26 protein-coding genes and 3 tRNA genes are annotated in these 24,301 nt (G+C 68.4%); 14 read left to right on the plus strand and 15 right to left on the minus strand.

Annotated elements, in window-relative coordinates; genetic code table 11:
- Nucleotides 1-44 precede the first annotated feature (44 nt).
- Nucleotides 45-117: transfer RNA gene (locus AC1DVU_RS08650), tRNA-Lys, on the minus strand.
- The gene (locus AC1DVU_RS08655; RefSeq protein ID WP_476922032.1) at nt 108-1,736 is read right to left on the minus strand and encodes a phytoene desaturase family protein; all 1,629 of its coding nucleotides are present in this window, start codon (nt 1,734-1,736) and stop codon (nt 108-110) included. Before AC1DVU_RS08655 ends, AC1DVU_RS08650 begins: the two co-directional genes overlap by 10 nt.
- On the opposite strand from AC1DVU_RS08655, the gene AC1DVU_RS08660 reads away from it, so the two are divergent.
- Nucleotides 1,735-2,364 (plus strand): UdgX family uracil-DNA binding protein, encoded by a 630-nt coding sequence (locus tag AC1DVU_RS08660; protein ID WP_476922033.1) that lies wholly within the window; start codon nt 1,735-1,737, stop codon nt 2,362-2,364. The genes AC1DVU_RS08655 and AC1DVU_RS08660 overlap by 2 nt on opposite strands.
- A gap of 3 nt (nt 2,365-2,367) precedes the next feature.
- On the opposite strand, the gene AC1DVU_RS08665 is transcribed toward AC1DVU_RS08660, so the two are convergent.
- A complete protein-coding gene (locus AC1DVU_RS08665) occupies nt 2,368-3,042 on the minus strand; it encodes a DNA alkylation repair protein (protein WP_476922034.1) in 675 nt (224 codons plus the stop codon).
- A 75-nt stretch (nt 3,043-3,117) separates the two neighbouring features.
- Between AC1DVU_RS08665 and AC1DVU_RS08670 the strand changes: the two genes are divergently transcribed.
- Nucleotides 3,118-4,104: a pirin family protein gene (locus AC1DVU_RS08670; protein WP_476922035.1), complete on the plus strand. Its 987-nt coding sequence runs from the start codon at nt 3,118-3,120 to the stop codon at nt 4,102-4,104.
- Nucleotides 4,105-4,110: 6 nt separating this feature from the next.
- On the opposite strand, the gene AC1DVU_RS08675 is transcribed toward AC1DVU_RS08670, so the two are convergent.
- Nucleotides 4,111-4,776, minus strand: a complete 666-nt coding sequence (locus AC1DVU_RS08675) for a histidine phosphatase family protein (protein ID WP_476922036.1) — start codon at nt 4,774-4,776, stop codon at nt 4,111-4,113.
- Nucleotides 4,777-4,817: 41 nt separating this feature from the next.
- Here AC1DVU_RS08675 and glpK point away from each other — a divergent pair, with 41 nt between their 5' ends.
- Genes glpK through AC1DVU_RS08690 form a run of 3 tightly spaced genes read left to right on the plus strand, consistent with a single transcriptional unit; the run spans nt 4,818 to nt 8,911 of the window.
- On the plus strand, nt 4,818-6,344 hold the full coding sequence (gene glpK / locus AC1DVU_RS08680) for a glycerol kinase GlpK (protein ID WP_476922037.1): 1,527 nt from the start codon (nt 4,818-4,820) through the stop codon (nt 6,342-6,344).
- Nucleotides 6,345-6,389: 45 nt separating this feature from the next.
- Nucleotides 6,390-8,138: a glycerol-3-phosphate dehydrogenase/oxidase gene (locus AC1DVU_RS08685; protein ID WP_476922038.1), complete on the plus strand. Its 1,749-nt coding sequence runs from the start codon at nt 6,390-6,392 to the stop codon at nt 8,136-8,138.
- A complete protein-coding gene (locus tag AC1DVU_RS08690) occupies nt 8,138-8,911 on the plus strand; it encodes a DUF4097 family beta strand repeat-containing protein (protein ID WP_476922039.1) in 774 nt (257 codons plus the stop codon). The genes AC1DVU_RS08685 and AC1DVU_RS08690 overlap by 1 nt, the downstream gene beginning before the upstream one ends.
- A 44-nt stretch (nt 8,912-8,955) precedes the next feature.
- On the opposite strand, the gene AC1DVU_RS08695 is transcribed toward AC1DVU_RS08690, so the two are convergent.
- Nucleotides 8,956-9,031, minus strand: a tRNA-His gene (locus tag AC1DVU_RS08695).
- Nucleotides 9,032-9,092: 61 nt separating this feature from the next.
- Nucleotides 9,093-9,716: an oligoribonuclease gene (gene orn / locus AC1DVU_RS08700; protein ID WP_476922040.1), complete on the minus strand. Its 624-nt coding sequence runs from the start codon at nt 9,714-9,716 to the stop codon at nt 9,093-9,095.
- A gap of 135 nt (nt 9,717-9,851) precedes the next feature.
- On the opposite strand from orn, the gene AC1DVU_RS08705 reads away from it, so the two are divergent.
- Both AC1DVU_RS08705 and AC1DVU_RS08710 read left to right on the plus strand, forming a co-directional pair.
- Nucleotides 9,852-10,616: a DsbA family protein gene (locus AC1DVU_RS08705; protein WP_476922041.1), complete on the plus strand. Its 765-nt coding sequence runs from the start codon at nt 9,852-9,854 to the stop codon at nt 10,614-10,616.
- 9 nt (nt 10,617-10,625) lie between these two features.
- Nucleotides 10,626-11,381 (plus strand): DsbA family protein, encoded by a 756-nt coding sequence (locus tag AC1DVU_RS08710; RefSeq protein WP_476922042.1) that lies wholly within the window; start codon nt 10,626-10,628, stop codon nt 11,379-11,381.
- Here AC1DVU_RS08710 and AC1DVU_RS08715 read toward each other — a convergent pair whose 3' ends face one another.
- The 3 genes from AC1DVU_RS08715 to AC1DVU_RS08725 are packed head-to-tail and all read right to left on the minus strand — an operon-like array spanning nt 11,382 to nt 12,738.
- Nucleotides 11,382-11,738: a fluoride efflux transporter FluC gene (locus AC1DVU_RS08715; protein WP_476922043.1), complete on the minus strand. Its 357-nt coding sequence runs from the start codon at nt 11,736-11,738 to the stop codon at nt 11,382-11,384. It abuts the gene before it with no gap.
- Complete coding sequence (locus AC1DVU_RS08720) at nt 11,735-12,115, minus strand: fluoride efflux transporter FluC (RefSeq protein WP_476922044.1); 381 nt, start codon at nt 12,113-12,115, stop codon at nt 11,735-11,737. Before AC1DVU_RS08720 ends, AC1DVU_RS08715 begins: the two co-directional genes overlap by 4 nt.
- Entirely contained in the window at nt 12,112-12,738 is a 627-nt protein-coding gene (locus AC1DVU_RS08725; RefSeq protein ID WP_476922045.1) for a LysE/ArgO family amino acid transporter, read from the minus strand. The genes AC1DVU_RS08720 and AC1DVU_RS08725 overlap by 4 nt, the downstream gene beginning before the upstream one ends.
- A gap of 71 nt (nt 12,739-12,809) precedes the next feature.
- On the opposite strand from AC1DVU_RS08725, the gene AC1DVU_RS08730 reads away from it, so the two are divergent.
- Nucleotides 12,810-13,691, plus strand: coding sequence for a LysR family transcriptional regulator ArgP (locus AC1DVU_RS08730; RefSeq protein ID WP_476922046.1), 882 nt, complete (start codon nt 12,810-12,812; stop codon nt 13,689-13,691).
- A gap of 46 nt (nt 13,692-13,737) precedes the next feature.
- Complete coding sequence (locus AC1DVU_RS08735; protein ID WP_476922047.1) at nt 13,738-14,313, plus strand: hypothetical protein; 576 nt, start codon at nt 13,738-13,740, stop codon at nt 14,311-14,313.
- Here the strand turns inward: AC1DVU_RS08735 and AC1DVU_RS08740 are convergent.
- The 5 genes from AC1DVU_RS08740 to AC1DVU_RS08760 form a co-directional block, all read right to left on the minus strand.
- Nucleotides 14,299-15,093, minus strand: coding sequence for an alpha/beta fold hydrolase (locus AC1DVU_RS08740; protein ID WP_476922048.1), 795 nt, complete (start codon nt 15,091-15,093; stop codon nt 14,299-14,301). The two genes, AC1DVU_RS08735 and AC1DVU_RS08740, sit on opposite strands and share 15 nt — an antisense overlap.
- Before the next feature lie 19 nt (nt 15,094-15,112).
- Nucleotides 15,113-15,562 carry an SRPBCC family protein gene (locus AC1DVU_RS08745; protein ID WP_476922049.1) on the minus strand — a complete coding sequence of 150 codons (450 nt, stop codon included), beginning with the start codon at nt 15,560-15,562 and terminating at the stop codon, nt 15,113-15,115.
- Nucleotides 15,559-15,903 (minus strand): ArsR/SmtB family transcription factor, encoded by a 345-nt coding sequence (locus AC1DVU_RS08750; protein WP_476922050.1) that lies wholly within the window; start codon nt 15,901-15,903, stop codon nt 15,559-15,561. Before AC1DVU_RS08750 ends, AC1DVU_RS08745 begins: the two co-directional genes overlap by 4 nt.
- A 65-nt stretch (nt 15,904-15,968) precedes the next feature.
- Nucleotides 15,969-16,430 carry an SRPBCC family protein gene (locus AC1DVU_RS08755; protein WP_476922051.1) on the minus strand — a complete coding sequence of 154 codons (462 nt, stop codon included), beginning with the start codon at nt 16,428-16,430 and terminating at the stop codon, nt 15,969-15,971.
- 194 nt (nt 16,431-16,624) lie between these two features.
- Nucleotides 16,625-16,701 (minus strand) — tRNA-Arg (locus tag AC1DVU_RS08760).
- 93 nt (nt 16,702-16,794) lie between these two features.
- On the opposite strand from AC1DVU_RS08760, the gene AC1DVU_RS08765 reads away from it, so the two are divergent.
- The 5 genes from AC1DVU_RS08765 (at nt 16,795) to ettA (ending at nt 23,736) form a co-directional block, all read left to right on the plus strand.
- Complete coding sequence (locus AC1DVU_RS08765; RefSeq protein WP_476922052.1) at nt 16,795-17,976, plus strand: PrsW family intramembrane metalloprotease; 1,182 nt, start codon at nt 16,795-16,797, stop codon at nt 17,974-17,976.
- Nucleotides 17,977-18,078: 102 nt separating this feature from the next.
- Nucleotides 18,079-19,794 (plus strand): ABC transporter, encoded by a 1,716-nt coding sequence (locus AC1DVU_RS08770; RefSeq protein ID WP_476922053.1) that lies wholly within the window; start codon nt 18,079-18,081, stop codon nt 19,792-19,794.
- Nucleotides 19,791-21,440 (plus strand): GTPase, encoded by a 1,650-nt coding sequence (locus tag AC1DVU_RS08775; RefSeq protein WP_476922054.1) that lies wholly within the window; start codon nt 19,791-19,793, stop codon nt 21,438-21,440. Before AC1DVU_RS08770 ends, AC1DVU_RS08775 begins: the two co-directional genes overlap by 4 nt.
- 115 nt (nt 21,441-21,555) lie before the next feature.
- Nucleotides 21,556-22,002, plus strand: a complete 447-nt coding sequence (locus AC1DVU_RS08780; protein ID WP_476922055.1) for a single-stranded DNA-binding protein — start codon at nt 21,556-21,558, stop codon at nt 22,000-22,002.
- A gap of 51 nt (nt 22,003-22,053) precedes the next feature.
- Nucleotides 22,054-23,736, plus strand: coding sequence for an energy-dependent translational throttle protein EttA (ettA, locus tag AC1DVU_RS08785; RefSeq protein ID WP_476922056.1), 1,683 nt, complete (start codon nt 22,054-22,056; stop codon nt 23,734-23,736).
- Between the two features lie 7 nt (nt 23,737-23,743).
- On the opposite strand, the gene AC1DVU_RS08790 is transcribed toward ettA, so the two are convergent.
- Nucleotides 23,744-24,217, minus strand: a complete 474-nt coding sequence (locus AC1DVU_RS08790; RefSeq protein WP_476922057.1) for a MarR family winged helix-turn-helix transcriptional regulator — start codon at nt 24,215-24,217, stop codon at nt 23,744-23,746.
- Nucleotides 24,218-24,301 lie beyond the last annotated feature (84 nt).

Genomic DNA, 24,301 nt, shown 5'->3' on the forward strand with positions numbered 1-24,301 from the left:
AAAAGAGTGAAGACCCCGTTCGGCGAGGAACGGGGCCTTCACAGTGCGGCATCAGGGACTCGAACCCCGAACCCGCTGATTAAGAGTCAGCTGCTCTGCCAATTGAGCTAATGCCGCGAAGCGGGTGCAACGTTATCAGCCGTCCCCGGTTCGCCCATAATCGGGAGAGCCTCGAGGATCGCGTGGGCTGCATTGTGTCCGGCGATGCCGCTGACGGCACCTCCGCGACGGGCCCCGCTGCCGCACATCAGGACCCGCGGATGGCTCGTCGCGACTCCCCAACGGTCCGCGGGATGACGGGGCTTTTCGTCCTCCTCGAGCCACGGCCACTGAAGGTCGCCGTGGAAGATGTGCCCGCCCGGCATCGCCAACGCGTCCTCGATCTGGGCCGGCGTCTTGTGCTCGACGCCGAGGATCAGCGGTTCGATCGGCTCTTCGAGGTGGGCATTGATCGCGGTGAGGAACTCCTCGTACGCCCTCGCGGCAGCAGCCTCGTCGGGCAGCACCTCGTACGGCGTGTGGAGGCCGAAGTACGTCAAGGTCTGGGCATCCGAGGCGGCGAGGTCGGGGCCGAGGATTGTGCGATCGGTCAGGGTGTGGCAGTAGAGCTCACCGGAGGCGAAGTCCGGCAGCGATCCGGCGGACGCCTGCGCCCACGCCGCCTCGAGCTCGCTCATCGACTCGCCCAGGTGGAACGTGCCGGCGAACGCGATCGCGGGGTCGATGCCGGACGTGAGCCGCGGCAGGCGCGAGACCAGCAGGTTGATCTTGAACTGCGAGCCAGACGGCTTCGGCGGTGCCGGCTTGCCGAGCAAGCGCGCCAGGACGTACGGAGCGACGCCGCTCAGGACCCACTCGGCCTCGATGACGAATCCGTCGCCGCACACGGTGGCACCCACGTCGTACGCGTCGATGCCGTCGACCTCGCAGTTGGTGCGGATGTCGACGCCAGCCGTGCGTGCGACGCGCTCCAGCTCGGCCGTCACGGCGCCCATGCCGCCGACGGGCACGCGCCACTCGCCGGTGCCGTTGCCGATGAGGTGATAGAGGAAGCAGCGGTTCTGGATCAGTGTGCGGTCGTGCAGCGAGGCGAACGTGCCGATGAGGGCGTCTGTGCCGACGACCCCGCGCACGAGGTCGTTGGAGAACCGCCGTTCAAGGGCGGTGCCGATGGGCTCGTCGACCAGGTCGGTCCAGATCGCCATCTCGACCTGGTCGCGCAGCTCGCCGATGTGGGGGAGCGGCTCCAGCAGGGTCGGGGCGATCGCGCCGGCGACGGTAGCCACCTCGGCGTAGAACTGTCGCCAGGCGTGCAGCTCGTCATCCGAGCCCGTCAGCGTCCTGAACGACTCCTCGGTGGCCTCACCGGGAGATGTCTCGACGAGCAGGCCGCCGCCGTCGTAGGGCGTGTAGGACGCGGTGTCCCGGGACCTGAGCTCGAGGTCGAGGCCCAGCTCGCTGATCAGTGACTGGGGCATGAGGCTGACGAGGTAGGAGTAGCGGGACAGTCGCGCGTCGAGTCCGTCGAACACCGGGGCGCTGATCGCCGCTCCACCGACGTGGGCCAGCCGCTCGAGGATCGTGACGCTGAGCCCGGCGCGGGCGAGGTAGGTCGCCGCGACCAGAGCATTGTGGCCGCCGCCGACGATCACGACGTCGTGCTTCTCGGTTGCTCGTTCCATGTCCTCAGAGTAGGTCCGATTGTGCTCGGAGCGGCGTGGGTATGTCGCGCACATGGAGCATCAGGGCGCGGAGGAATGGGTGCCCTCGTCGCGCAGCGTGGCGAAGCTGGGTGAGGCCGCCGAGGCGTGCCGCGGATGTGACCTGTGGCAGGACGCGACCCAGGTCGTGTTCTCGCGGGGTCGTGCCTCGGCTCGCATCGTGCTCGTCGGCGAGCAACCCGGTGACCAGGAGGACCGTGCGGGTGAGCCGTTCGTCGGTCCGGCGGGCAAGGTCTTGATGGACGCCCTCGAGGCAGCGACCCTCGACCCGTCGACGGTCTACCTGACGAATGCGGTCAAGCACTTCCGCCACACGGTGCGGGGCAAGCGACGCATCCACGAGAAGCCCGCCATCGGGCACATCACGGCATGTCACCCGTGGCTCGAGGCGGAGCTGTCGGTCGTACGCCCGCACGTCGTCGTCTGCCTGGGAGCCACCGCGGGCCGTTCGGTGCTCGGGCGCCCTGTCCGGATCGGCGCCGAGCGCGGCAAGCTGATCGACCCGGTCGAACCCGGTGGCGCGCAGGTCGTCATCACGACTCATCCCTCGGCGTTGCTCCGCCTGCGTGACCGCAGCGAGTGGGGTGAGGCGTTCGACGGGTTCGTCGCCGATCTCAAGGTCGCTGCCGCGGCTGCTGACTGATGGTCAGAGGTGCTTGAGCGCTTCCCGCTTCGAGAGGCCGCTGAGGTCGTCGTGGTCCGCGACGAACGTTCGGACCCACTCGGGCTCCACGCGGGCGTACTCCCGCAGCGCCCACCCAATCGCCTTCCGGATGAAGAACTCCCGGTCGGCGATGTTCGGCTCGATGACTTCAGCCAGCAGTGCGCGGTCGACCCGGTCCCGACGGCCGAGCTGGCTGATGATCGCGAGCCGCCGCAGCCAGAAGTCGTCGGCCCTGCTCCAACGGCGTACGATCGCCGCCGCCTCGGTCGGATGTGCGTCGTGCAGCTCCGCGACGCGGTGCGCCAGGTCGTCCACGTGGTCCCACCACGCACCGGTGGTGGCGAGGTGCTCGTACAACGGGACGAGCTCGAGCCGGCCGGCGCCGATCTTCGTGGCGAGCAGTGCGCTCGCGGCGTAGCGCTCCTCGCGGAACTCCGCCTCGTCCCACAACGTACGCACGGCGGTCTCCAGCTCCTCGACCGTCAGCAGCGGATACGTCCGTGCGGCGGCCTTCGTGATCGCGCGGACCGCTGGCATCGGCACGCCGCGAAATGGCATCGGCGACTTCATGTACGCCTGCATGCCCGGGGCGCGTTGGGCGTCGGCCGCGTCACGAAGGGCATCTCGTATCGCGGTGAGAAGCGGCGCAACGCTCATGGCAACAGATTTTACGGGAATGCTTGACGGTGATTGAAGGTTAAACTAGATTGAAGACCTACTGAGGAGCATGAGATGCCTGCTGTGAATGTCGCCGACTGGACCGTCCTGCCTCGCGTGATCGCGGCACCGACGCAGACCGAGGACCGTGCGCCGGTCACCGTGACCACCGCACCCCAGGGATTCGAGGGCGAGGGGTTCCCGGTGCGCCGGGCCTTCGCGGGCGTCGACCCGAGCAAGCTCGACCCGTTCATCCACATGGACCAGATGGGCGAGGTCGACTACGCGCCGGGCGAGCCCAAGGGCACGCCGTGGCACCCGCACCGCGGCTTCGAGACCGTGACCTACATCGTCGACGGCGTCTTCGACCACCAGGACAGCCATGGCGGTGGCGGCACGATCACTGACGGAGACACGCAGTGGATGACCGCAGGCAGCGGCCTGCTCCACATCGAGGCGCCGCCGGAGTGGCTCGTCGTCAAGGGTGGGCTGTTCCACGGCCTGCAGCTGTGGGTCAACCTGCCCAAGGCCGACAAGTGGCTGCCGCCTCACTACCAGGACATCCGCGGTGGTGACGTCGGCCTGGCGTCCACCCCGGATGCGGGCGCCCTGATCCGCGTCATCGCGGGCGAGGTCGACGGGGTCAAGGGCCCGGGCTCGACCCACACCGCGATGGCGATGGTGCACGCGACGGTCCTGCCGGGTGCGGAGATGACGGTGCCATGGCGCACGGACTTCAACGCGCTGGTCTACGTCATGAGCGGGAGCGGCTATGTCGGTCGCGAGCGCCGGCCCATCGAGTCGGGCCAGCTCGCGGTCCTCGGTCACGGTGAGACCATCACCGTCGGTGCGGACCAGCGCCAGGACAGCCGTCACCCGGCGCTCGAGGTCGTGGTGCTGGGCGGGCTGCCGATCCGTGAGCCGATCGCGTGGGCCGGGCCGTTCGTCATGAACACCAAGGCCGAGGTCCTGCAGGCGTTCGAGGACTTCCAGAAGGGCCGCCTCGGCCAGATCCCGACCGTCCCGCACGCCGAGGTGCACGGCGAGATGCTGCAGGACTGACCGCTGTCAGTCCTCGAGCGGCTCTGACGCAGGGCTGTGGTCAGACGACACGCCCATGGCGGCCGCCTCGCTGACGCTCTCGCCGAGCCACGACTCGACCTCCCAGCCCGTCTCGCTCGAACCCTCGACGACGACGATGCCGGTGTTGACGACGTAGTGGTTGCTGACGAAGTCGAGGTCGATGTTGGCCGCACGAGCCGCGCACCATGCGCGGATCATCGCACCGTGGCTGACCAGCACCACGCTGTCGACGCCCAGTGCCTCGGCCTCGTCGACGACCTCGTCGAACCTCGTGATGACCTCGTGGCCGGTCTCCGCACCGGGCATACGCACGTCGAGCTCTCCCGCGCACCACTCGAGCAGCGTGTGGACATACTGGTGGACCGAGGCCTCGTCGGTCTTGCCCTCGACGTCGCCGGCCGCGATCTCGCGGAGACCGTCGCGTACGGCGGGCTCGATGCTGCGTGCTGCCACCAGAGGCGCGGCGGTCAGGTGCGTGCGGATCATCGACGACACGAAGATCGCGTCGATCTTCTCGTCGGCCAGTGCCTCGACGAGCTCTTCGGCCTGTTCGTGACCCAACGCAGTGAGGCCGGGGCCGGGAATCGTCGACTCGAGGATGCCGTCGACGTTGGCGGGCGTCTGGCCGTGGCGGACAAGGATCAAGCGCATGCTCCGACCCTATGCGTCCTGACCTCGCTAGGCTCTCGCGCATGGCAACGGAAGCTCAGCCGCAGTACGTCGGCGCGATCGACCAGGGGACGACCAGCACCCGGTTCATGGTCTTCGATCACGATGGTCACGAGGTCGCCCGCCACCAGCTCGAGCACGAGCAGATCCTGCCGCAGGCCGGCTGGGTCGAGCACGACCCGCACGAGATCTGGGAGGCGACGCAGGACGTCATCGAGGCCGGCCTCGGCCGGGCCGGCATCACGTTCGAGGGGCTTGCCGCGATCGGCATCACCAACCAGCGCGAGACCACGGTCGTGTGGGACCGGCGCACCGGCGAGCCCTACTACAACGCGATCGTCTGGCAGGACACGCGCACGGACAAGATCGCGAGTGACCTCGGCCAGAGCGCGGGCGGTGACCTGATCCGCGAGCGCGCCGGCCTGCCGCCGGCGACGTACTTCTCCGGCGGCAAGATCCAGTGGATCCTCGACAACGTCGACGGCGCGCGCGCGGACGCCGAGGCGGGCCATGCGATCTTCGGCAACACAGACAGCTGGCTGATGTGGTGGCTCACCGGTGGACCCGACGGCGGCCTGCACCTCACCGACGTGACGAACGCGAGTCGCACGATGCTGATGGACCTCGTGACGCTGGACTGGGACGACGAGCTGCTCGCGCTGTTCGGCATACCGCGGGCCATGCTGCCCGAGATCCGCTCGTCGTCCGAGGTCTACGGTCACACCCGTGCGGACGGCCCCTTCGGCGGCGAGGTGGCGATCGCGGGTGACCTGGGCGACCAGCACGCTGCGCTCGTCGGGCAGGTGTGCTTCCAGCCCGGCGAGCTCAAGAACACGTACGGCACCGGCAACTTCCTGGTGCTCAACACCGGCACGGAGATCGTGAAGTCCAGCAACGGGCTGCTCACGACGGTGGGCTACAAGCTCGGGGACGCTCCGGCGGTGTACGCCCTGGAGGGCTCGATCGCCGTCACCGGCTCGGCCATCCAGTGGCTGCGGGACCAGCTCGGCATCATCAAGGCAGCAGCGGACTCCGAGAGCCTCGCCGAGAGCGTCGACGACAACGGCGGGGTGTGCTTCGTCCCGGCGTTCTCGGGGCTGTTCGCGCCCTATTGGCGCAGTGACGCTCGTGGCGTGATCGTCGGGCTCTCCCGCTACAACACCGTGGCGCACATCGCTCGCGCCGCGCTCGAGGCGATCTGCTACCAGAGCCGTGACGTCGTGGACGCCATGGTCGCGGACGCCGGGCTGGACCTGAGGATCCTGCGGGTCGACGGCGGGGTGACGGCCAACGAGCTGTGCATGCAGATCCAGGCCGACGTCCTCGGCGTGCCCGTCAGCCGGCCGGTCGTGGCCGAGACCACGGCGCTCGGTGCGGCGTATGCGGCAGGCCTCGCGGTGGGATTCTGGGCCAGCACCGACGAGCTCGTCGCCAACTGGCACGAGTCGAAGCGGTGGGAGTCGACCTCGACGCAGGAGCAGCGCGAGACCGGCCACGCCCAGTGGAAGAAGGCCGTCGAGCGTACCTACGGCTGGGTCGACGTCGACTGAACCCGCCGGGAAACCGCTGGTTTGCGAACCTGATTGACTAGGGCCATGCGATCGGTAGCCCTGTCACCTGAGAACCGTCAAGCCGCTCTCGACGCGATGGCGGCGACCCCGTTGGACATCCTGGTCATCGGCGGTGGCGTGGTCGGCGGGGGAGCGGCGCTCGATGCCGCGACGCGTGGGCTGTCGGTCGGCCTGGTCGAGGCGCGCGACTTCGCATCGGGCACGTCGAGCCGCTCCAGCAAGCTCATGCACGGTGGCTTGCGCTACCTCGAGATGCTCGACTTCCGGCTCGTCGCCGAGGCACTCAAGGAGCGCGGCCTGAGTCTGCAGAAGCTCGCGCCCCACCTCGTACGCGAGGTCGGCTTCATCTACCCGCTGACGCACCGCGTGTGGGAACGCTTCTACGCCGGTTCCGGCGTCGCTCTCTACGACGCGATGAGCAAGGCGTCCGGCTACGGGCAGGGCGTGCCGCTGCACCGCCACCTGACCCGCAGGGGAGCGCGGCGCATGATGCCTGCCCTCCGCAAGGACGCCCTGATCGGCGCGCTCCACTACTACGACGGACAGGTCGACGACGCCCGTCACACGATGTTCCTGTCGCGCACCGCGGCGGCGTACGGCGCGCACGTCGCCAGTCGTACGCGCGTCATCGGGTTGCTCCGCGAGGGTGACCGCGTCACGGGCGCCACGGTCAAGGACCTGGAGTCGGGTCGAGAGTTCGACATCCGTGCCAAGGCCGTCATCAACTCGACCGGCGTGTGGACCGACGAGACGCAGGCGCTGACCTCCGAGCGGGGCCAGTTCCACGTCCGATCGAGCAAGGGTGTGCACCTGGTGGTGCCGCGCGACCGGATCCGTGGTGAGTCGGGTCTGATCCTGCGCACGGAGAAGTCGGTGCTGTTCGTCATCCCGTGGGGTCGCCACTGGATCATCGGTACGACCGACACGGACTGGTCGCTGTCCAAGGACCACCCCGCGGCAAGCCGCAGCGACATCGACTACCTGCTCGACCACGTCAACCGGGTGCTGGTCGAGCCGCTGACCCACGACGACGTCGAGGGCGTCTACGCCGGCCTGCGGCCGCTGCTGGCCGGCGAGGACGAGGCGACCAGCAAGCTGTCCCGCGAGCACGCGGTCGGCACGAGCGTCAAGGGGCTCGTCGTCATCGCCGGCGGCAAGTACACGACGTACCGCGTCATGGCCGAGGACGCGGTCGATGCCGCGGTTCACGGCATGTCCACACTGCTCGATCGCAAGATTCCGAGCTCGTGCACGGAGGACGTGCCGCTGCTGGGCGCCGACGGCTACGAAGCCGTGTGGAACCAGCGGCAGATGCTCGCAGCGTCGAGCGGACTGGGCGTCGGGCGCGTCGAGCACCTGCTGCACCGCTACGGGTCCCTCACGCTGGAGCTGCTCGACCTGATCTCGGAGCGACCCGACCTCGGCGAGCCACTGACCGGCGCCGATGACTACCTCCGCGCCGAGATCGTCTATGCCGCGACCCACGAAGGCGCGCGCCACCTCGACGACGCGATCGCCCGGCGCACGCGCATCTCGATCGAGACGTTCGACCGCGGCACCGATGTCGCGGTCGAGGTCGCCGAGCTGATGGCAGGGGTGCTCGGCTGGACCAACGCGCAAAGGGACAATGAGGTCGACCACTACCTCAAACGAGTTGAAGCCGAACGGGAGAGCCAGACGATGCCGGACGACGAGACAGCCGACGCCGCTCGCATGGGAGCAGAAGACGTCGTGCCGATCGCGACCACGTCGTCAAGGGCGAAGACCGCCTGATGGCGGAAGAGACCGTTGCGGACTACGACGTCCGCTCACCGGCGTCGCGCACCTTGCTGACGGTGATCGTCACGATCCTGACCGTCCTGCTCCTGGGCGGACTCGTGCTGGGTGCCTCGCTCATCCAGCGCGAGACGCGTTATGCGACGGCTGATGTCGAGCTGGGGGACGTCGCGCAGCTCGTGATCAATGCCGGCACGGCCGACGTACGTCTCGTCGAGGGCGACGAGGGCATGGTCAGGATCCGCGCACGTGTCACCTCAGGCCTGCGCAAGACCGACTACCAGCTCGGCCGCAAGAACAACGAGATCAAGATCGTCTCGGACTGCCAGACCTGGTTGTCGCCGGGCTGTGGTGTCTCCGCGACGCTCGAGGTGCCCAAGGGGCTGCCCATCGTCGTCAAGAGCACGTCGGGCGACGTCAAGGCCGACTCGCTCGCGGAGGGCGTCCTCACCGTGGCCACGATCAGCGGCGACGTCACCGTGTCGGACCTCAAGGTCGACGAGTTCGCGGCCGACACCGGGTCCGGCGACATCAAGGCGACATTTGCCACACAACCGTTCGGCCTCAAGGCCAAGACCAGCAGTGGCGACATCCACGCGACCGTGCCGGCCGGCAAGCGCAAGTACGGCGTGGTGGTGTCGTCCAAGTCCGGCGACATCGACAACACCCTCGACGGTGACGTCGCGAACTCGTTGTCCGTACGCGAGGCGGGCAACGGATTCGTCCTCGCCTCGACCGACAGCGGCGACATCACGCTCGCGAACCGGTGAGCCAATGACAAGACCCCCGTTCCTTGCGGAAACGGGGGTCTTCGTGGGGTGAGTGACGGGACTTGAACCCGCGACCACCGGCACCACAAGCCGGTGCTCTACCAGCTGAGCTACACCCACCACGCGTGCCGGGCATGCGCCCGACACGGCGTTGAGAAGTCTAACGCAAGCCTGCGGCGACTCAGACCGTAGGCCGGGCCTCACCCGTCAGTGATCCGGCGACCTCGGCGGCGATGGCCCTCGCGGTGTCGGAGTCGATGCCGGGATCCGGGGTGAAAACGGCTCGGCGGTAGTAGCGAAGCTCCTCGATGCTCTCCTGGATGTCGACCAGAGCGCGGTGGTGGCCGGCCTTGGCCGGTGCGGCGAAGTAGGCCCGCGGGAACCATTGCCGGGCGAGCTCCTTGATCGACGACACGTCGATGACGCGGTAGTGCAACCAGCTCTCGAGCTCGGTCATGTCCCGGGCGAGGAATGCCCGGTCGGTCCCGATCGTGTTGCCGGCCATGGGCGCCTTGCCGGGCTCCTTGACGAACTCGCGGACGTAGGCCAGTACCTGCTCTTCGGTGTCACGCAGGCTCAAGCCGTTGTCGAGCTGGGTCAGCAGTCCGGAGCTGGTGTGCATCTCGCGGACGAAGTCGTTCATCTGCTCGAGCGCGGCCTGCGGGGGCTTGACGATGAGGTCGATCCCGTCGCCCAGGACGTTGAGGTCGTAGTCGGTGACCAGCGCGGCCACCTCGACCAATGCATCGGTCTCGAGCGAGAGTCCAGTCATCTCGCAGTCGATCCACACCAGCTTGTCGTTCACCCGCTGAACACTAGTACCGTCCGCCGACGTGACACATGGACACCACCCTTCGTACGTGCCGGTAGGGTCTGATGGAACCTTCAACGAGCGAGCCGCGTTGGTCCTCATGGTGACCGCCCGACCCAGGAGAAATCAGTGAGCAACGAACGTCAGCAGCGTGCCGCCCGCGCGGAGCAGATGCGCAAGGAACGCGAAAAGGCCGACCGCAAGCAGCGCAACCTGATCACTGTCGGGATCGTCGTGGTCGTCGTCGCACTGATCGCCGTTGCAGGCTTTGCCATCAAGCAGACGAACGACAAGAACAAGACCGTCGAGGACGTCATCAACCCGGTCCACGTCACCAAGGACTACGGCATCGACTACACGACCGAGGTGGCGACCGGCAAGCCCGCCGCGGCCCCTGTCAAGGTCATCGCGTACGAGGACTTCCAGTGCCCGGCCTGCCTCAACTTCGAGCAGCAGAGCGGCGCATTCCTGGCCGACGCCGTGGCCAAGGGCGACATCACCGTCGAGTACCGACCGCTCGCGTTCCTGGACAGGTCGAGCAACGGCAACCGCTATTCCAGCCGGTCCGGCAGCGCCGCGATGTGTGTCCTCGACAAGTCCGGCGTCAAGGCGTTCAAGAAGATGCACGACGTGCTCTACGCCAACCAGCCCGAAGAGGGCACCAACGGCCGTCCTGACAGCGACCTGATCTCCTATGCCGAGCAGGCCGGCGTCACCGGCATCGACTCGTGCATCAAGTCCGAGCGCTTCGTGCCCTGGCTGAAGAAGGCCACGAACGCCTCGCGCGACCAGAATGTCACCGCGACGCCGACCGTCCTGGTGGACGGCAAGAAGATCGACGCGCCGACACCCGAGGCTCTGCAGACTGCCATCGCCGCAGCCAAGAAGTCCTGACCGCGACTGATGGCCACCGCGTCCGACCGGCAGCAGCGTGTCGTTCGCGCGGAGCAGATGCGCAAGCAGCGGGAGCAGGCTGACCGCAAGCAGCGCAACCTGATCACGGTCGCCATCGTCGGGGTGGTCGTGGCGCTGATCGCAGTGGGCGGCTGGGCGGTCTCGACTGCGGGCGACGACGAGCCGGCCGGACCGTTGGTCGCACCCGCGCACACCAACGCCAGCTACGGCTTCGACTACTCGGCCGCCGATGCCGGTGGCACGGCGGCGACCGATCCGGTCCGGGTCGTGCTCTACGAAGACTTCCAGTGCCCGGTCTGCAGGGTGTTCGAGGAGCAGAACGGGGCTCACCTCGACGACCTGGTCAGGAACGGCGAGATCACGATCGAGTACCGGATGTTCGCGTTCCTCGACAGCCAGAGCTCGACCGAGTACTCCACCCGGTCGGCCAGTGCTGCGATGGCGGTGCTCGACAAGGGTGGCGTGGCGGCGTTCAAGACGTTCCACGATCTGCTCTATGCCAACCAGCCACCCGAGGGGGGCGACGGCCTCGACGACCAGACTCTGATCGACCTCGCGAAGCAGGCTGGAGTCACCGGCATCGACGAGGACGTGAAGGACCAGACCTTCGAGCCGTGGGTGCGCAAGGCGAAGCAGGCTGCCTTCGACGACGGCTACAACGGCACGCCGACGATCGTGATCGACGGGAAGGCCGTTGCCGCCACGCCGGAAGAGATCGACGCGGCCATCGCCGCCGCGAAGTAGCTACAGCGCGCGGCCGAGTGCGTACCCGAGCGACGCTGCCGCGACGCTCAACACGAGCATCCCGACGGCGTTGACGGTCGCCGCGCCGTAGCGTCGATCGAGCGCCAGGTGCACCGACTCGACACTGGCCGTGCTGAACGTCGTGTAGCCGCCGAGGAAGCCCGTGCCGAGCACCGTGTGCCAAGTGTCGTCTGCGCCGAGGCCGACGATGAGGCCGAGCAGCAGCGAGCCACTGATGTTGATCACGTGGGTGGACCAGGGGAGCCGCGGTGAGACTCGCGGGCGCATCCAGGCATCGAGCGAATAGCGCGTGCCGGCGCCGAGCCCGCCGGCCAGAGCCATGAGCAGCGGCGTCATCGCACCACCGCGCGGGCCGCCGCGACGCCCGCGAACGCAGCGACGAGTCCGGCGAGGACGCTGCCTGCGGCATACGCCAGACCCAGCGCGACGTGGTCGCCGCGCAGCAGGGTGTCGGTCTCGACGGCGAGTGCGCTGTATGTCGTGTAGCCGCCCAGCAAGCCCGTGCCGAGCAGGAGGCGCAGACGGTTGGCGCGAGCGCGGTGATCGCGTACGAGCAGCACCGCCAGCAGCGCTCCGAGAGCGAATGAACCTGTGACGTTGACCAGGAACGTCGCCAGCGGGAAGAGCCGGTCGGGATCGAGTGCCTCGGCGACGCCGTGACGGGCGAGGGTGCCCGCGGCGCCACCGACGGCGACGAGAGCGAAGGACCTCACCCCTCCATTAGACCGTGGAGGAGGCTGGCGGCGATCGCCGCCATGATGATCGCGATCAGCGCGTCGAGGATCCGCCATGCGGCCGGCTTGGAGAACAGCGGCCGCAGCAGGCGTGCGCCGAAGCCCAGCGACGCGAACCAGATGATCGATCCGGCTGCCGCGCCGACGCCGAACCACCAGCGATCGTCGCCGTGCGTGCCCGCGACGGAGCCCAGCAGGAGGACCGTGTCGAGGTAGACGTGCGGGTTGAGCCAGGTCAGCGCGACCGCTGTCGTGACGGTGGGCCACAGCGCGGTGGGCGCGCCGGAGGTCTCGGGATCGATGACTCCCGGCCGGATCGCTCGTCGGCCGGCGACCACGGCGTACGCCAGGAGGAAGGCGGCGCCGCCGATCCGCATCGCGTCCAGGAGCCAGGGCGCGAGCTCCAGCAGGCTGCCGATGCCGGCAACGCCGAGCGCGATCAGGATGATGTCGGAGACCGCGCAGATCAGCACGACGGCGAGGACGTGCTCGCCGCGCAACCCCTGACGCAGCACGAAGGCATTCTGTGCGCCGATGGCGACGATGAGGGACAGGCCGAAGCCTGCGCCCGCGAGGGTGGCGACGAGTGCAGCGTGATCCATGCCGACAATTCAACGGGCTGGAGCGCCTGAAGACCAGTTCATGTTTTGAATGATGCATTAGCATCGCTGATGTGACCGACATCGACCTGTCCCAGCTCCGCGCCCTGGCGGCGGTTGTCGACGAAGGCTCCTTCGACGCTGCGGCGAGCGCGTTGCACCTGACGCCCTCCGCGGTCAGCCAGCGCATCAAGGCGCTCGAGCAATCCGCGGGGCGCGTGCTCGTGCGCCGGACCAAGCCGACAGAGGCGACGGAGGCCGGTCATGCCTACCTGCGGCTGGCACGCCAGGTCGAGGCGCTCGTGCAGGACGTACGCATCGAGGCGGATCCCGTGGAGCAGCGCCCACCGACCATTCCGTTGGCCGTCAACGGCGACTCGCTGGCCACGTGGGTCCTGCCGGCGCTGGCGGCGCTGTCGGGCACGGCCTACTTCGACGTGCGGCGGGAGGACGAGGGCCGCACCGCTGAGCTCCTGCGCTCGGGGACCGTGATGGCCGCCATCACGTCCGACGCCGCTCCGGTCCAGGGCTGCCGGTCGTCGCGGCTAGGCACAATGCGCTATCGCCCGATGGCGAGTCCGGACTTCGTGTCCCAGTGGTTTCCCGAAGGCGTCGATCCGGCAGCTCTGGCGCAGGCGCCGGTCGTGGTGTTCGACCGCAGCGACGACCTCCAGGATGCCTACCTGCGTCAGCGCAGCCGTCGCCGGCTTGCGCCGCCGCGGCACCACATCCCGGCGTCGTCGCAGTTCGCCGACGCGATCGCCCTCGGCCTGGGCTGGGGGATGCTGCCCAAGGAGCAGTCCGAGGCGCGGGAAGCGGCCGGCACGCTGGTCAACCTCGACCCCGGTCGTCACGTCGACGTCACGCTCTACTGGCAGCAGTGGACCCTGCACACGCCAGCACTCGAGATGACCGCCCGCGCCATCCGCGAAGCCGCCGCCGACCACCTGACGTGATCGCTCGCTGGTGGTAACGTCAAGTCACTACCACTGAGGAGCTGCGATGAGCCTCGAGGAGATGCTCGACGACCTTCTCGAGCCGCATGCCGTCATGGCCGACGACGAGGGCGACCGGCTCGTCGCGCTTCGCCTGGCCGACGACTGGGGCATTGGCGTGCGCCTGCACCGCCGCGGCACGCACCGGCAGTGGAACGTCCGCGAGATCACGCTCCGGCTCATGGACTCGGGGTCGAGCATCAGCGGCAACGACGTGCGCGAGCTGCCGTTGGGTGCGCTGCTGTCGGAGGCGAAGCGGCTCGCGACGAAGGACTCGCTCGCCTCGCCCCCACCGGAGCCGCGCCTGAACCTGGGCGACCTGCTCGAGCAGAGCGGAGGGACGTTCGGCAGCGGCGACGACGTGTTGGCGGCGCTTGCCTTCGAGTACGTGACGCTGGTGGAGTCCGGCCTGCGTACGCCGTCGAAGGCGCTCGCCGAGAGATTCGGTGGCACGGCCGGCACCTGGACCAACCGGGTCGCGGAGTCGCGCAAGCGCGGCTTCCTCACGCCGGTCGACCGCGGCGAGGCCGGGGGAGCCCTGACGCCGAAGGCGCTGTCGACGCTCGGACTACGCCGCGACTGACGTGCCGAAGAACTCGGTCAGCACGGGCGCCAGCGCGTCCGGCGCGACTTCATGGGTCTGACCCGCGAGAGTCCGGTGCACGCCGTGGGGCAGAGCCGCGGCCGTGGCCTCCGCGGCTTGCTGCAGACCCTCGAGGCTCGCGCTGCCGCTCAGCACCAACGCTGGCACGGTGACCGTCGACGCGACCTCGCGCGGCACGCGGCCTCCGGCGAGCAGCCGGTTGTCGTACGCCAGCGTCGGCGCAATGGACTCGAACCGAGGCCATCCCGGCCCTCCGCGTGCGCCGTCGATCATCTGCTGCGGTACGCCGACGCGAGCCATGAACAGGGCGACCGCGCCGCCGCGATCGCCGGCGTCGAGCAGCTCGTTGAGCTGCGCGGTGTATGCCTCCGCGCGTCCGTCGTTCTCGAACTCGGCCAGGAACGGCGGTTCGTAGAGCGCCAACCGGCTGATGCCGGCGCCGGCGGCGGCCGTGGCGAGTGCCAGGGCCGCGCCAGACGACATTCCATACACGCCTGCCTCGTCACCCGCTTCGCCGATGAGCGCGGTCAGGTCCTCGACCTCGCGCTCCACCGCGTACGGGAGGGTGTCGGTGCTCTCGCCGCGACCGCGACGGTCATACGTGAACACCGTGAAGCTCTCCGCGAGATGCTGCGCAAGACCGTCCATCGGCCCGGCGCCGCGGTAACACATGGCGCCGTCGACGAGGACGATCGGCGAGCCGTCGCCGATCCGGTCGTAGGCGATGATCGTCCCGTCGTGGGAGGTCAGAGAGGGCATGGTCACGCTCCTGTTCGGGTCACTGCTCGGATGCGAGAGAGGTGATGTAGGCGTCGAAGCGGTCCAGGCTCGTCGCGAACCCTGCCTTGGCCTCGGCGCTGAGGTAGGCCTCGGGAACGTTCGTCTGGTGCGTCACGACCTCGGTGCGCCCGTCACCGAGGTCCACGAAGGTGACCTCGGTGCGCATGCCGCCCTCGACGCCTGCCTCGACCCAGACGAGCCGGTCGGGCCGGCTGACCTCGGCGTACACCGCCTTCATGGTGTAGGTGTTGCCGTCGGCGGCGTTGACCATCGTGGTCTCGAACGCTCCACCGGGCCGCAGGTCGACCGTGATGTTGTCGATCGACGTCGTCGTGCCGGTCGGCCCCCAGAAGTGGGCCAGGTGCTCCGGCGTCGTCATGCAGTCGAACAGGCGCTCGCGCGAGGCCTGGTGCACGCGGCGGAACGTCATCTCGCCGGTCTCGGTCATGACGTGCGGCCTTCCGGGTCGAGGTTTGCCAGGTGCTGCTCGAGCCGGTCATGGCGGTCGGCCCAGACCTGTCGGTGGCGCTCGATCCAGCCGACGGCGTCGGCGAGGTGCTCGGCGTCGAGGCGGCACGGCCGCGACTGCGCCTCCCTCGTCCGCGAGATCAGACGGGCCCGCTCGAGCACCTTGAGGTGCTTGGACACCGCCTGCTGGGTCATGGCGAAAGGCTCGGCGAGCTGGTTGACGGTGGCGTCGCCCTCGGCCAGGCGCTCCAGGATCGCGCGCCTCGTCGAGTCCGCGAGCGCCGCGAACACCAGGTCGAGGTCGTCGTCGATGACTGTCATGTACGGAGCATACGCACAACCGATCATTTGCACAACCATGCAGTTGTAAAGGGTTGCCCCGTTGTTCAGCGTGTGTCGCGCTCGGCGAGGAGGCTGTCGAGCTTGCTGAACGACTGCATCCAGAAGTCGCGGCTCGCCCTCTCCGTGTCTCGCGGGCAGGGGCCGGCACGCAGCTCGACCCGGGTGCCACCGTTCTCGTCGAAGAACTCGATGCTGACCGAGAACGGGTCGACGCCGTCGAACGGGGCGAAACCCGTCACCGTCTCGTATCCGACGAGCCGCTGGTTCTCGACGACCTCGGTGTACGTCGTGTCGATCGTCCAGCTCATCGAGCCGCTGTAGGTCTCCATCGACAATCGGCGATGGCCGCCGGCCCTCGCGTCGATCGAGACGGTGCCGGGCACGACCCAGCTGGCGAACGGGCCGAACCATCGAGCGAGCTGGTCCGCGTCGGTGAACGCCCGGAAGACCCGTTCGCGCGGAGCGTCGAGGTGCCGGTGGATGTCGATCATCACCTGGACGTCCATGGAAGCCTGCCTCGCGCCCCCGACTCGTGCCGTCAACGATACGCCGCGTGAGGCTCAGTGCTGGGCGAAAGTTCCGGGAGTTGGGGAGTGACCTCGCCTGGGTGAAGCGCGCCCGGCAGGACTCCGTCGGGCGCTGAGCGCCCTCCTCCCCGAATCCTGAACGCCGGGAGCTGGGTAGTGCTCTCACGTCGAGCTGGCGCGCCCGGCAGGATTCGAACCTGCGACCTAGAGATTAGAAGGCTCTTGCTCTATCCGGCTGAGCTACGGGCGCTCGGGTGGGGAAACCCGAACCAAGCCTATCGGCGCAGGTGGTCCCGCGTGCGGACCTGGCACCGGGGCGGGCACGATGCCCTACGATTTGCGGGTGACAGAAGCCACTGCCGCCGCGATTCCGGCTGCGCTGCCCAAGTATCGCGAGGCGATCCGTCAACGGGGCCGCACCGCGCTGATCATCCTCTTCACGGCGATCGCGATCGCCGGTGTCGGGGGCGCGGTCATCTTCTCGCTGAGCGCCGACGACCCCGAAGGGTCGGCACTGTCAATCCTGTTCGCCGTCATCCCGCTGCCGCTTCTGTTGTTCGTCTACTGGTGGCTCGACCGCTATGAGCCCGAGCCTCGCCGCTACAAGTTCGCCGCGTTCGTGTGGGGTGGCGTTATCGCCATCGCGATTGCTCTTGCCCTCGAGGTCTGGATCCAGGAGGCCTGGGACCTCAGCGACAAGCAGATGGCGTCGTTCGTCGCGCCTTTGGCGGAGGAGCCGGCAAAGTGCTTGTTCCTCGCCCTCACGTTCGTCCGCGCGCGGCGGGTCATCGACGGCTTCCTGGACGGTCTCATCTACGCCGGCATCGTCGGCCTCGGTTTCGCGTTCATCGAGAACATCGGCTACTACGCCAGCAGCTATCTCGGCTCGCCCGACATCCAGGTCGCCGGCGCCGAGGGCGTCACGACGACCTTCGTCGTGCGCGGGTTGTTCAGCCCGTTCGCGCACCCGCTGTTCACCTCGGCGTTCGGCATCGCGATCGGCCTGGCCGCCGGCCGCCGCTCCAAGACGCTCAAGGTGCTCATCTGTCTCGTGGGGGTGCTCGCCAGTGCGGGTCTGCACGCCGTGTGGAACGGCTCGCTGAGCTACGGCGGCGGCGCCGGGTTCGTCCTCGCCTATCTCGCCCTCGGGGTCGTGCTCGTGGCGCTGGCGGTCCTGGCGATCATCGTCCGCAACCGTCAGGTCAGGATCCTCGAGCGGTCCCTGTCGTACGTCGCACAGCGCGGCTGGATCCACCCGGCGGAGATCCCCTACCTCTCGCGCTTCGGCTATCGCAAGGCCGCGCGCCGATATGCCGAGGATCACGGTGGCAAGGTCGCAGCGCAGGTCGTGAAGCGATACCAGCGACTCGCGACCGAGATGGCGTTCCTGCACGACGGCCTGATGAGCGGCCGGACCATCCCGCAGGGCGTCGAGCGCACGTACGCCCTCCTCGACGCGATGTACGAGCTGCGGCCCATGTTGCGATTCCCGCCAGCGCTGCAAAGCACGCTCCGTCACTTCTGACCCGCGCGCAGCACGAGGCGTGGCGGCGAAGTGCCCCCTCGTCCACTAATCTGTGCTCAGACACCCGTGCGCACAGTTCATCGTCGAGGAGAGGAGCACCCAGTGGCCAGCGAACACGCTTCGGCCGAGCTCCTTGGCGCGATGAGCAAGCTCCTGACCAGCGTTCGCGACATCACGTTGCGGCTCGAGGTCCCGGACGTCGAAGCAGCTCGCGGCACGCAGGCCAAGGTCGCCGACCAGTTGTCCGACTATGTCCTGCCGCGGCTCGTCCAGCTCGACGCGCCGCTGCTGACGGTCGTCGGCGGCTCGACGGGTGCCGGCAAGTCGACGCTGGTCAACTCGCTGGTGGGGGAGCGCGTCACCGAGTCCGGCGTCCTGCGACCCACGACCCGTTCACCGGTCCTCGTGCACAACCCGGCCGACGCCGAATGGTTCCTGCCCGACCGCATCCTGCCGGACCTGCCCCGCACCAACGTGCCGACCAATGACACGTACGCCCTGCGGCTCGCGTCGTCGGACAAGATCCCACGCGGCCTGGCGATCCTCGACGCGCCCGACGTCGACTCGATCGACCGCGGCAACCGAGAGCTCGCTGCCCAGCTCCTCGCCGCCGCCGACCTGTGGCTCTTCGTCACCTCCGCGGCGCGTTATGCCGATCAGGTGCCCTGGGACTACCTTCGCCAGGCCAGCGAGCGCAGCACGTCGGTCGCCGTGGTCCTCGACCGTACGACCGCCGAGGCCGTCGTCGAGGTGCGTGGCCACCTCGCCCGCATGATGACGTCCCGCGGACTGTCGGACTCGCCGTTGTTCACGGTTCCCGAGTCCGGCGTCGACGCCGACGGCCTGCTGCCTCGTGACGCGGTCTCGCCGATCGTCGGGTGGCTCCACGAGCTCGCCGCCGATCCCGCTGCCCGCAAGATGGTCATGGTCCGCACCCTCGACGGTGCCGTGCGCCATGTCGTCCTGCGCACGCACGACGTCGCTGATGCGATGGACGCCCAGATCGCTGCGTCCGAGGTGCTGCATGGCGGCATCGACACGATCTACCGCAGGGCGATCGACACGTTCGCGGTGCAGGTCACCGACGGCACGGTGCTCAAGGGCGAAGTGCTCGCGCGCTGGCAGGAGTTCGTCGGCACCGGCGAGCTGCTGCGCTCGGTCGAGGAGAAGGTCAGCCGCATCCGCGACCGCTTCGTCGACGGGGTCACCGGCAAGCGCACGCGTTCCACCGAGGTGGTCGAGGCGATCGAGAACGGCGTGCAGATGCTGCTGGTCGAGCACGCCGAAGCCGCTGCCGAGGCGGGTTCCCGGTTGTGGGCAGCCGACCCGGCCGGCCGCACGCTGCTCGACGCCAACCGCGGCATCGACCGCGCGTCCCGCGACTTCCGGGTCCGGGCGCAGCGCATGGTGCACGACTGGCGGCAGGCCGTGCTCGAGCTCGTACGCGTCGAGGGTGCCGACAAGCGCATGACCGCCAGGTTCCTGGCGTTCGGCGTCAACGGCATCGCCGTCGCGCTGATGATCGTGATGTTCTCGCGCAACGGCGAGGGCAAGGAAGCCGGCGGCACCGCTTCGCTGGCCCACAAGCTCCTCGACGCGATCTTCGGAGAGGACGTCGTCGAGACGCTCTCCGCACGTGCGCAGGCCGACCTCGAGTCGCGCGTCGCCGCGCTGTTCGAGGGTGAGATGCAGCGCTTCCTCGATCTCGTCGAGTCTCCCGACACCATCAAGGCAGACCAGGCTGTCCTCCGCGAATCCGCTCGTCAGGCCGAATACGCTCGACATGCCGACTTCCTGAACGGAGAGACGACTTCATGACTGCGCCGAGCGTCGCCGCCGAAGCAGTGTTCGGCGGCGGTCGGAACGATGTCGCGAAGCGGCTCGACGGACTGACCAAGGCTGTCGAGGCGAGTCGCGGCCGCATCGACCCCGAGATCCTCGCGCCCGCCGAGATGCTGTCCGGCCGGGCCGCCGAGCGCCTGACGCTGTCCGGTGACCACACGATCGTCGCGCTCGCCGGCGCCACCGGATCGGGCAAGTCCTCGCTGTTCAACTCGCTGACCGACCTCGAGCTCGCGGGCGTCGGCGTACGCCGGCCGACGACGTCATGGGCGCTCGCCTGTGCCTGGGGACCCGACGGCGCGCAGGGTTTGCTGGAGTGGATGGGCATTCCCGCCCGCCACCAGGTGTCCCGCATGAGCATGCTCGACCACTCCGCCGAGGACACCAAGCTCGACGGCCTGGTGCTGCTCGACCTGCCCGACCACGACTCGACCGAGGTCTCGCACCATCTCGAGATGGATCGCCTGATCAAGTACGCCGACCTGCTCGTCTGGGTCCTCGACCCGCAGAAGTACGCCGATGCCGCGATCCACGACCGCTACATCCGGCCCATGGCGTCCTACGCCGACGTCACGCTCGTCGTTCTCAACCAGATCGACCGCATCCCGTTCGAGCAGCGTGAGCGGGCGCTGACCGACGTCAAGCGCATCCTCGCCGATGAGGGCCTGCCCGACGTCACCGTCATCGGGGTGTCGGCGACCCGCGGCGACGGCGTCGAGGACCTCAAGCGTGAGATGGCGACCCGCATACGCGCCAAGTCCTCGGCCAAGTCCCGCCTGGCCTCGGACATCTCAGCTGCTGCAGGCGTCATCGCCCAGGTCGGCGGATCCAGCGACGCACCCGGCCTGGCCCCGGCCGACCGGCAGGCGCTCGACGAGGCGTTGGTCGAGTGCGCAGGAGTCCCGCAGATCGTCGAAGCCGTGTCGTGGTCGACGCGCCGGAGGGCAGCGCAGCGCACCGGCTGGCCGATCGCGCGCTGGCTCCGCGGTCTGCGCAAGGACCCGCTCGAGGAGCTGGGGCTCGGCGACGAGCTGTCGATGTCGGCGTTGGCGCAGGTCGCCGTGCCAGAGACCGGCAACGTCCAGCGGGCCAACGCAGAGCTCGCGATCCGCGACGCCGCCGAGAAGGCATCGGTCGGGCTCGAGCGGCCGTGGCGAGACGCGATCCGTGACGCGTCCAACCCGCCGGGCGACGACATCATCGACGCACTGGACGGTGCGATCCATGAGACCAGCCTTGGAGTGGCTCGGCCGGCGGTCTGGTGGCGCGTCGTCCAGGTGCTGCAGATCCTGCTGTTCGTCGCGATGGTGGGCAGCCTCGGCTGGCTCGCCGCCCAGGGCATCCAACAGCTCGCCTCGTTCGACCTGCCCGACCTCGGCGAGGTCGCCGGCGTCCCGACGGCCCTCGCCGTCGCGGTGGGGTCGTTCCTCGGTGGTCTCGTGCTGGCCGGGTTGTCCAGTCTCGCGTCGCGCATCGGCGGGAGTCGCAAGGCCAATCGGGCCGACCGCCAGCTGCGGGAGGCGATCGACCGGGTGACGGCCGAACGCGTCATCGCCCCGATCCAGGCCGAGCTCGACGCCTACGCTGCCTATCGCTCGGGCATCCTCGACGCACTGTCCTGACCGTTTCCACAGCGGGTCCGTTCGCCGCGCTCGTCCACAGCCCGTGCTGTCCGCGCTGTCGCCCCGCTCGTACGATCGCGAGTCTGGAGCTCCCTCAACTGCGAAGGAGTCCTCCATGTCCAACGACAACACCATGACGTTCCATGGCCGCGTCGGCACCCAGGTCGAGCTGCGCGAAGGCGGCGTCCCGTGGGTCCTGTTCCGGGTCGCGTCGACGCCGAGCTACTTCGACCAGGCGACCCGCACCTGGCGGGACCTCGAGACGATCTGGATCTCGGTCAAGGCGTGGCGCAATCTCGCCCAGAACGCCGCGGAGTCGCTCGAGGTCGGCGACCCGGTCGTCGTGATCGGCAAGATGCGCACCGAGAAGTGGACCACGCAGGACGGCCAGCCGCGTGAGAGCACGGTCCTCGAGGCCAACCTGATCGGTCACGACCTCACCTGGGGTGTCACCAAGCTCCAACGCGTCGACCGGCAGCCGCCGGCAGCGGCCGCCCGCGAGGACACCGGCGCGGCCTTGGCTGCTCTCGAGGGCGAGTCCGTCGAGACCCCCGCTGCGTGAAGCCGTCCGGCCGATTCGTCCGGGTGGGTCGGGCTCGATAGGCTGGGTCATATGGCCGATTACGTCTTCACCCTCCGCAACGTACGCAAGAAGCTCGGCGAGAAGGTCGTGCTCGACGACGTCACGCTGTCGTTCCTCCACGGCGCCAAGATCGGCGTCGTCGGTCCCAACGGCACCGGCAAGTCGACGCTGTTCAAGATCATGGCCGGCCTCGTGCAGACCGACAACGGCGACGCGATCAAGGACCCCGATGCCTCGGTTGGCATCCTCCTGCAGGAGCCGCCGTTGACCGAGGGCAAGACCGTGCTCGAGAACGTCGAGGAGGCGGTCGGCGAGATCAAGGCCAAGATCGACCGGTTCAACAAGATCAGCGAGGAGCTCGCCGATCCCGACGCCGACTACGACACGCTGCTGCCGGAGATGGGTGAGCTCCAGACCGATCTCGACCACGCCAACGCCTGGGACCTCGACTCGCGCCTGGCGCAGGCGATGGACGCGCTGCGGTGCCCGCCGCCGGACGAGCTCGTCGACCACCTCTCCGGTGGTGAGCGTCGTCGCGTCGCTCTCTGCAAGCTGCTGCTCGAGCAGCCCGACCTGCTGCTGCTCGACGAGCCCACCAACCACCTGGACGCCGAGAGCGTGCTGTGGCTCGAGCAGCACCTCGCGTCCTACCCGGGTGCCGTCCTGGCCATCACCCACGACCGCTACTTCCTCGACAACGTCGCCGAGTGGATCCTCGAGCTCGATCGCGGCAAGACGCACCCCTACGAGGGCAATTACTCGACCTACCTCGAGACCAAGCAGGCCCGTCTCGTGGTCGAGGGCAAGAAGGACGCCAAGCGCGCCAAGATCCTCGCCAAGGAGCTCGAGTGGGTGCGGTCAAACGCCAAGGCCCGCCAGGTCAAGAACCAGGCCCGACTCAGCCGCTACGAAGAGATGGCTGCCGAGGCAGAGCGCGGCCGCAAGCTCGACTTCGAGGAGATCAACATCCCGGCCGGACCGCGGCTCGGCGACGTCGTCCTCAACGCCAAGGACCTGCACAAGAGCTTCGGTGACCGCGAGCTGTTCGATGGCCTCACGTTCGACCTGCCGCGCGCCGGCATCGTCGGCGTCGTCGGGCCCAACGGCGTCGGCAAGTCGACGCTGTTCCGCATGATCGTGGGGGAGGAGAAGCCCGACGAGGGCAGCCTCGAGGTCGGCCAGACCGTCAAGATCTCCTATGTCGACCAGGGCCGTGGCGGCATCGACAACAACCTCAACATCTGGCAGCTCGTCTCCGGCGAGCTCGACTTCATCAAGGTCGCCAACTACGAGGTGCCGAGCCGCGCGTATGTCGCGTCATTCGGCTTCAAGGGCCCGGACCAGCAGAAGAAGGTCGGCGTCCTCTCCGGCGGCGAGCGCAACCGGCTCAACCTCGCGCTGACGCTCAAGATGGGCGGCAACCTGCTGCTGCTCGATGAGCCGACCAACGACCTTGACGTCGAGACGCTGCAGTCCCTCGAGGACGCGCTGCTCGACTTCCCGGGCTGCGCCGTCGTGGTCTCGCACGATCGCTGGTTCCTCGATCGCGTCGCGACGCACATCCTCGCGTGGGAGGGCAACGCCGAGACGCCGGCACGCTGGTTCTGGTTCGAGGGCAACTTCGCCGACTACGAGGTCAACAAGGTGGAGCGCCTCGGCGAGGAAGCCGCGCGGCCGCACAGCGTGACCTACCGCAAGCTGACCCGCGACTGAGCAGGGCTCAGAACTTCTTGCCGTGCAGGTTCTCGATGACGTTCTGCATGATGCGGCCCATCGCGGCGAAGTCTGCCGGGTCGGCGTTCTCGATCAGGTAGTCGTGGACGCCTTGCACGTGCGTGTGGGCGGCGGCCTCGAGCACGCTGAAGCCGTGATCGGTCAGCACGGCGGACACGCCACGGCCGTCCTCGGAGCACTGTCCACGGATGACGATGTTCTCGCGCTCGAGCCGGGCGATCGTGTGCGTCACCCGGCTGCGGGAGTGCGCGACGGCGTCAGCCAGCTCGGCCATGCGGATCGAACGGCCAGGCGCCTCGGACAGGCGTACGAGGATTTCGTACTCGGGCATCGACAGGCCGTGCGCCGCTCGCAGGTCGCGGTCGAGGCGATCCATCAGAACGGTCGTGCCACCGAGGAACGAGCGCCATACGCGCTGCTGCTCCGCGGTGAGCCAGGGGGTGGCCGTCGTCGTCTCCATGTGACCTATCCTACTCTGTGAGACTGTTGATTGAATTTTCAACATCGTGGTAGTGTTGTTTTTGTTGAAGGATCAACTACATAC

The organism is Aeromicrobium sp. P2_G6, from assembly GCF_056403535.1.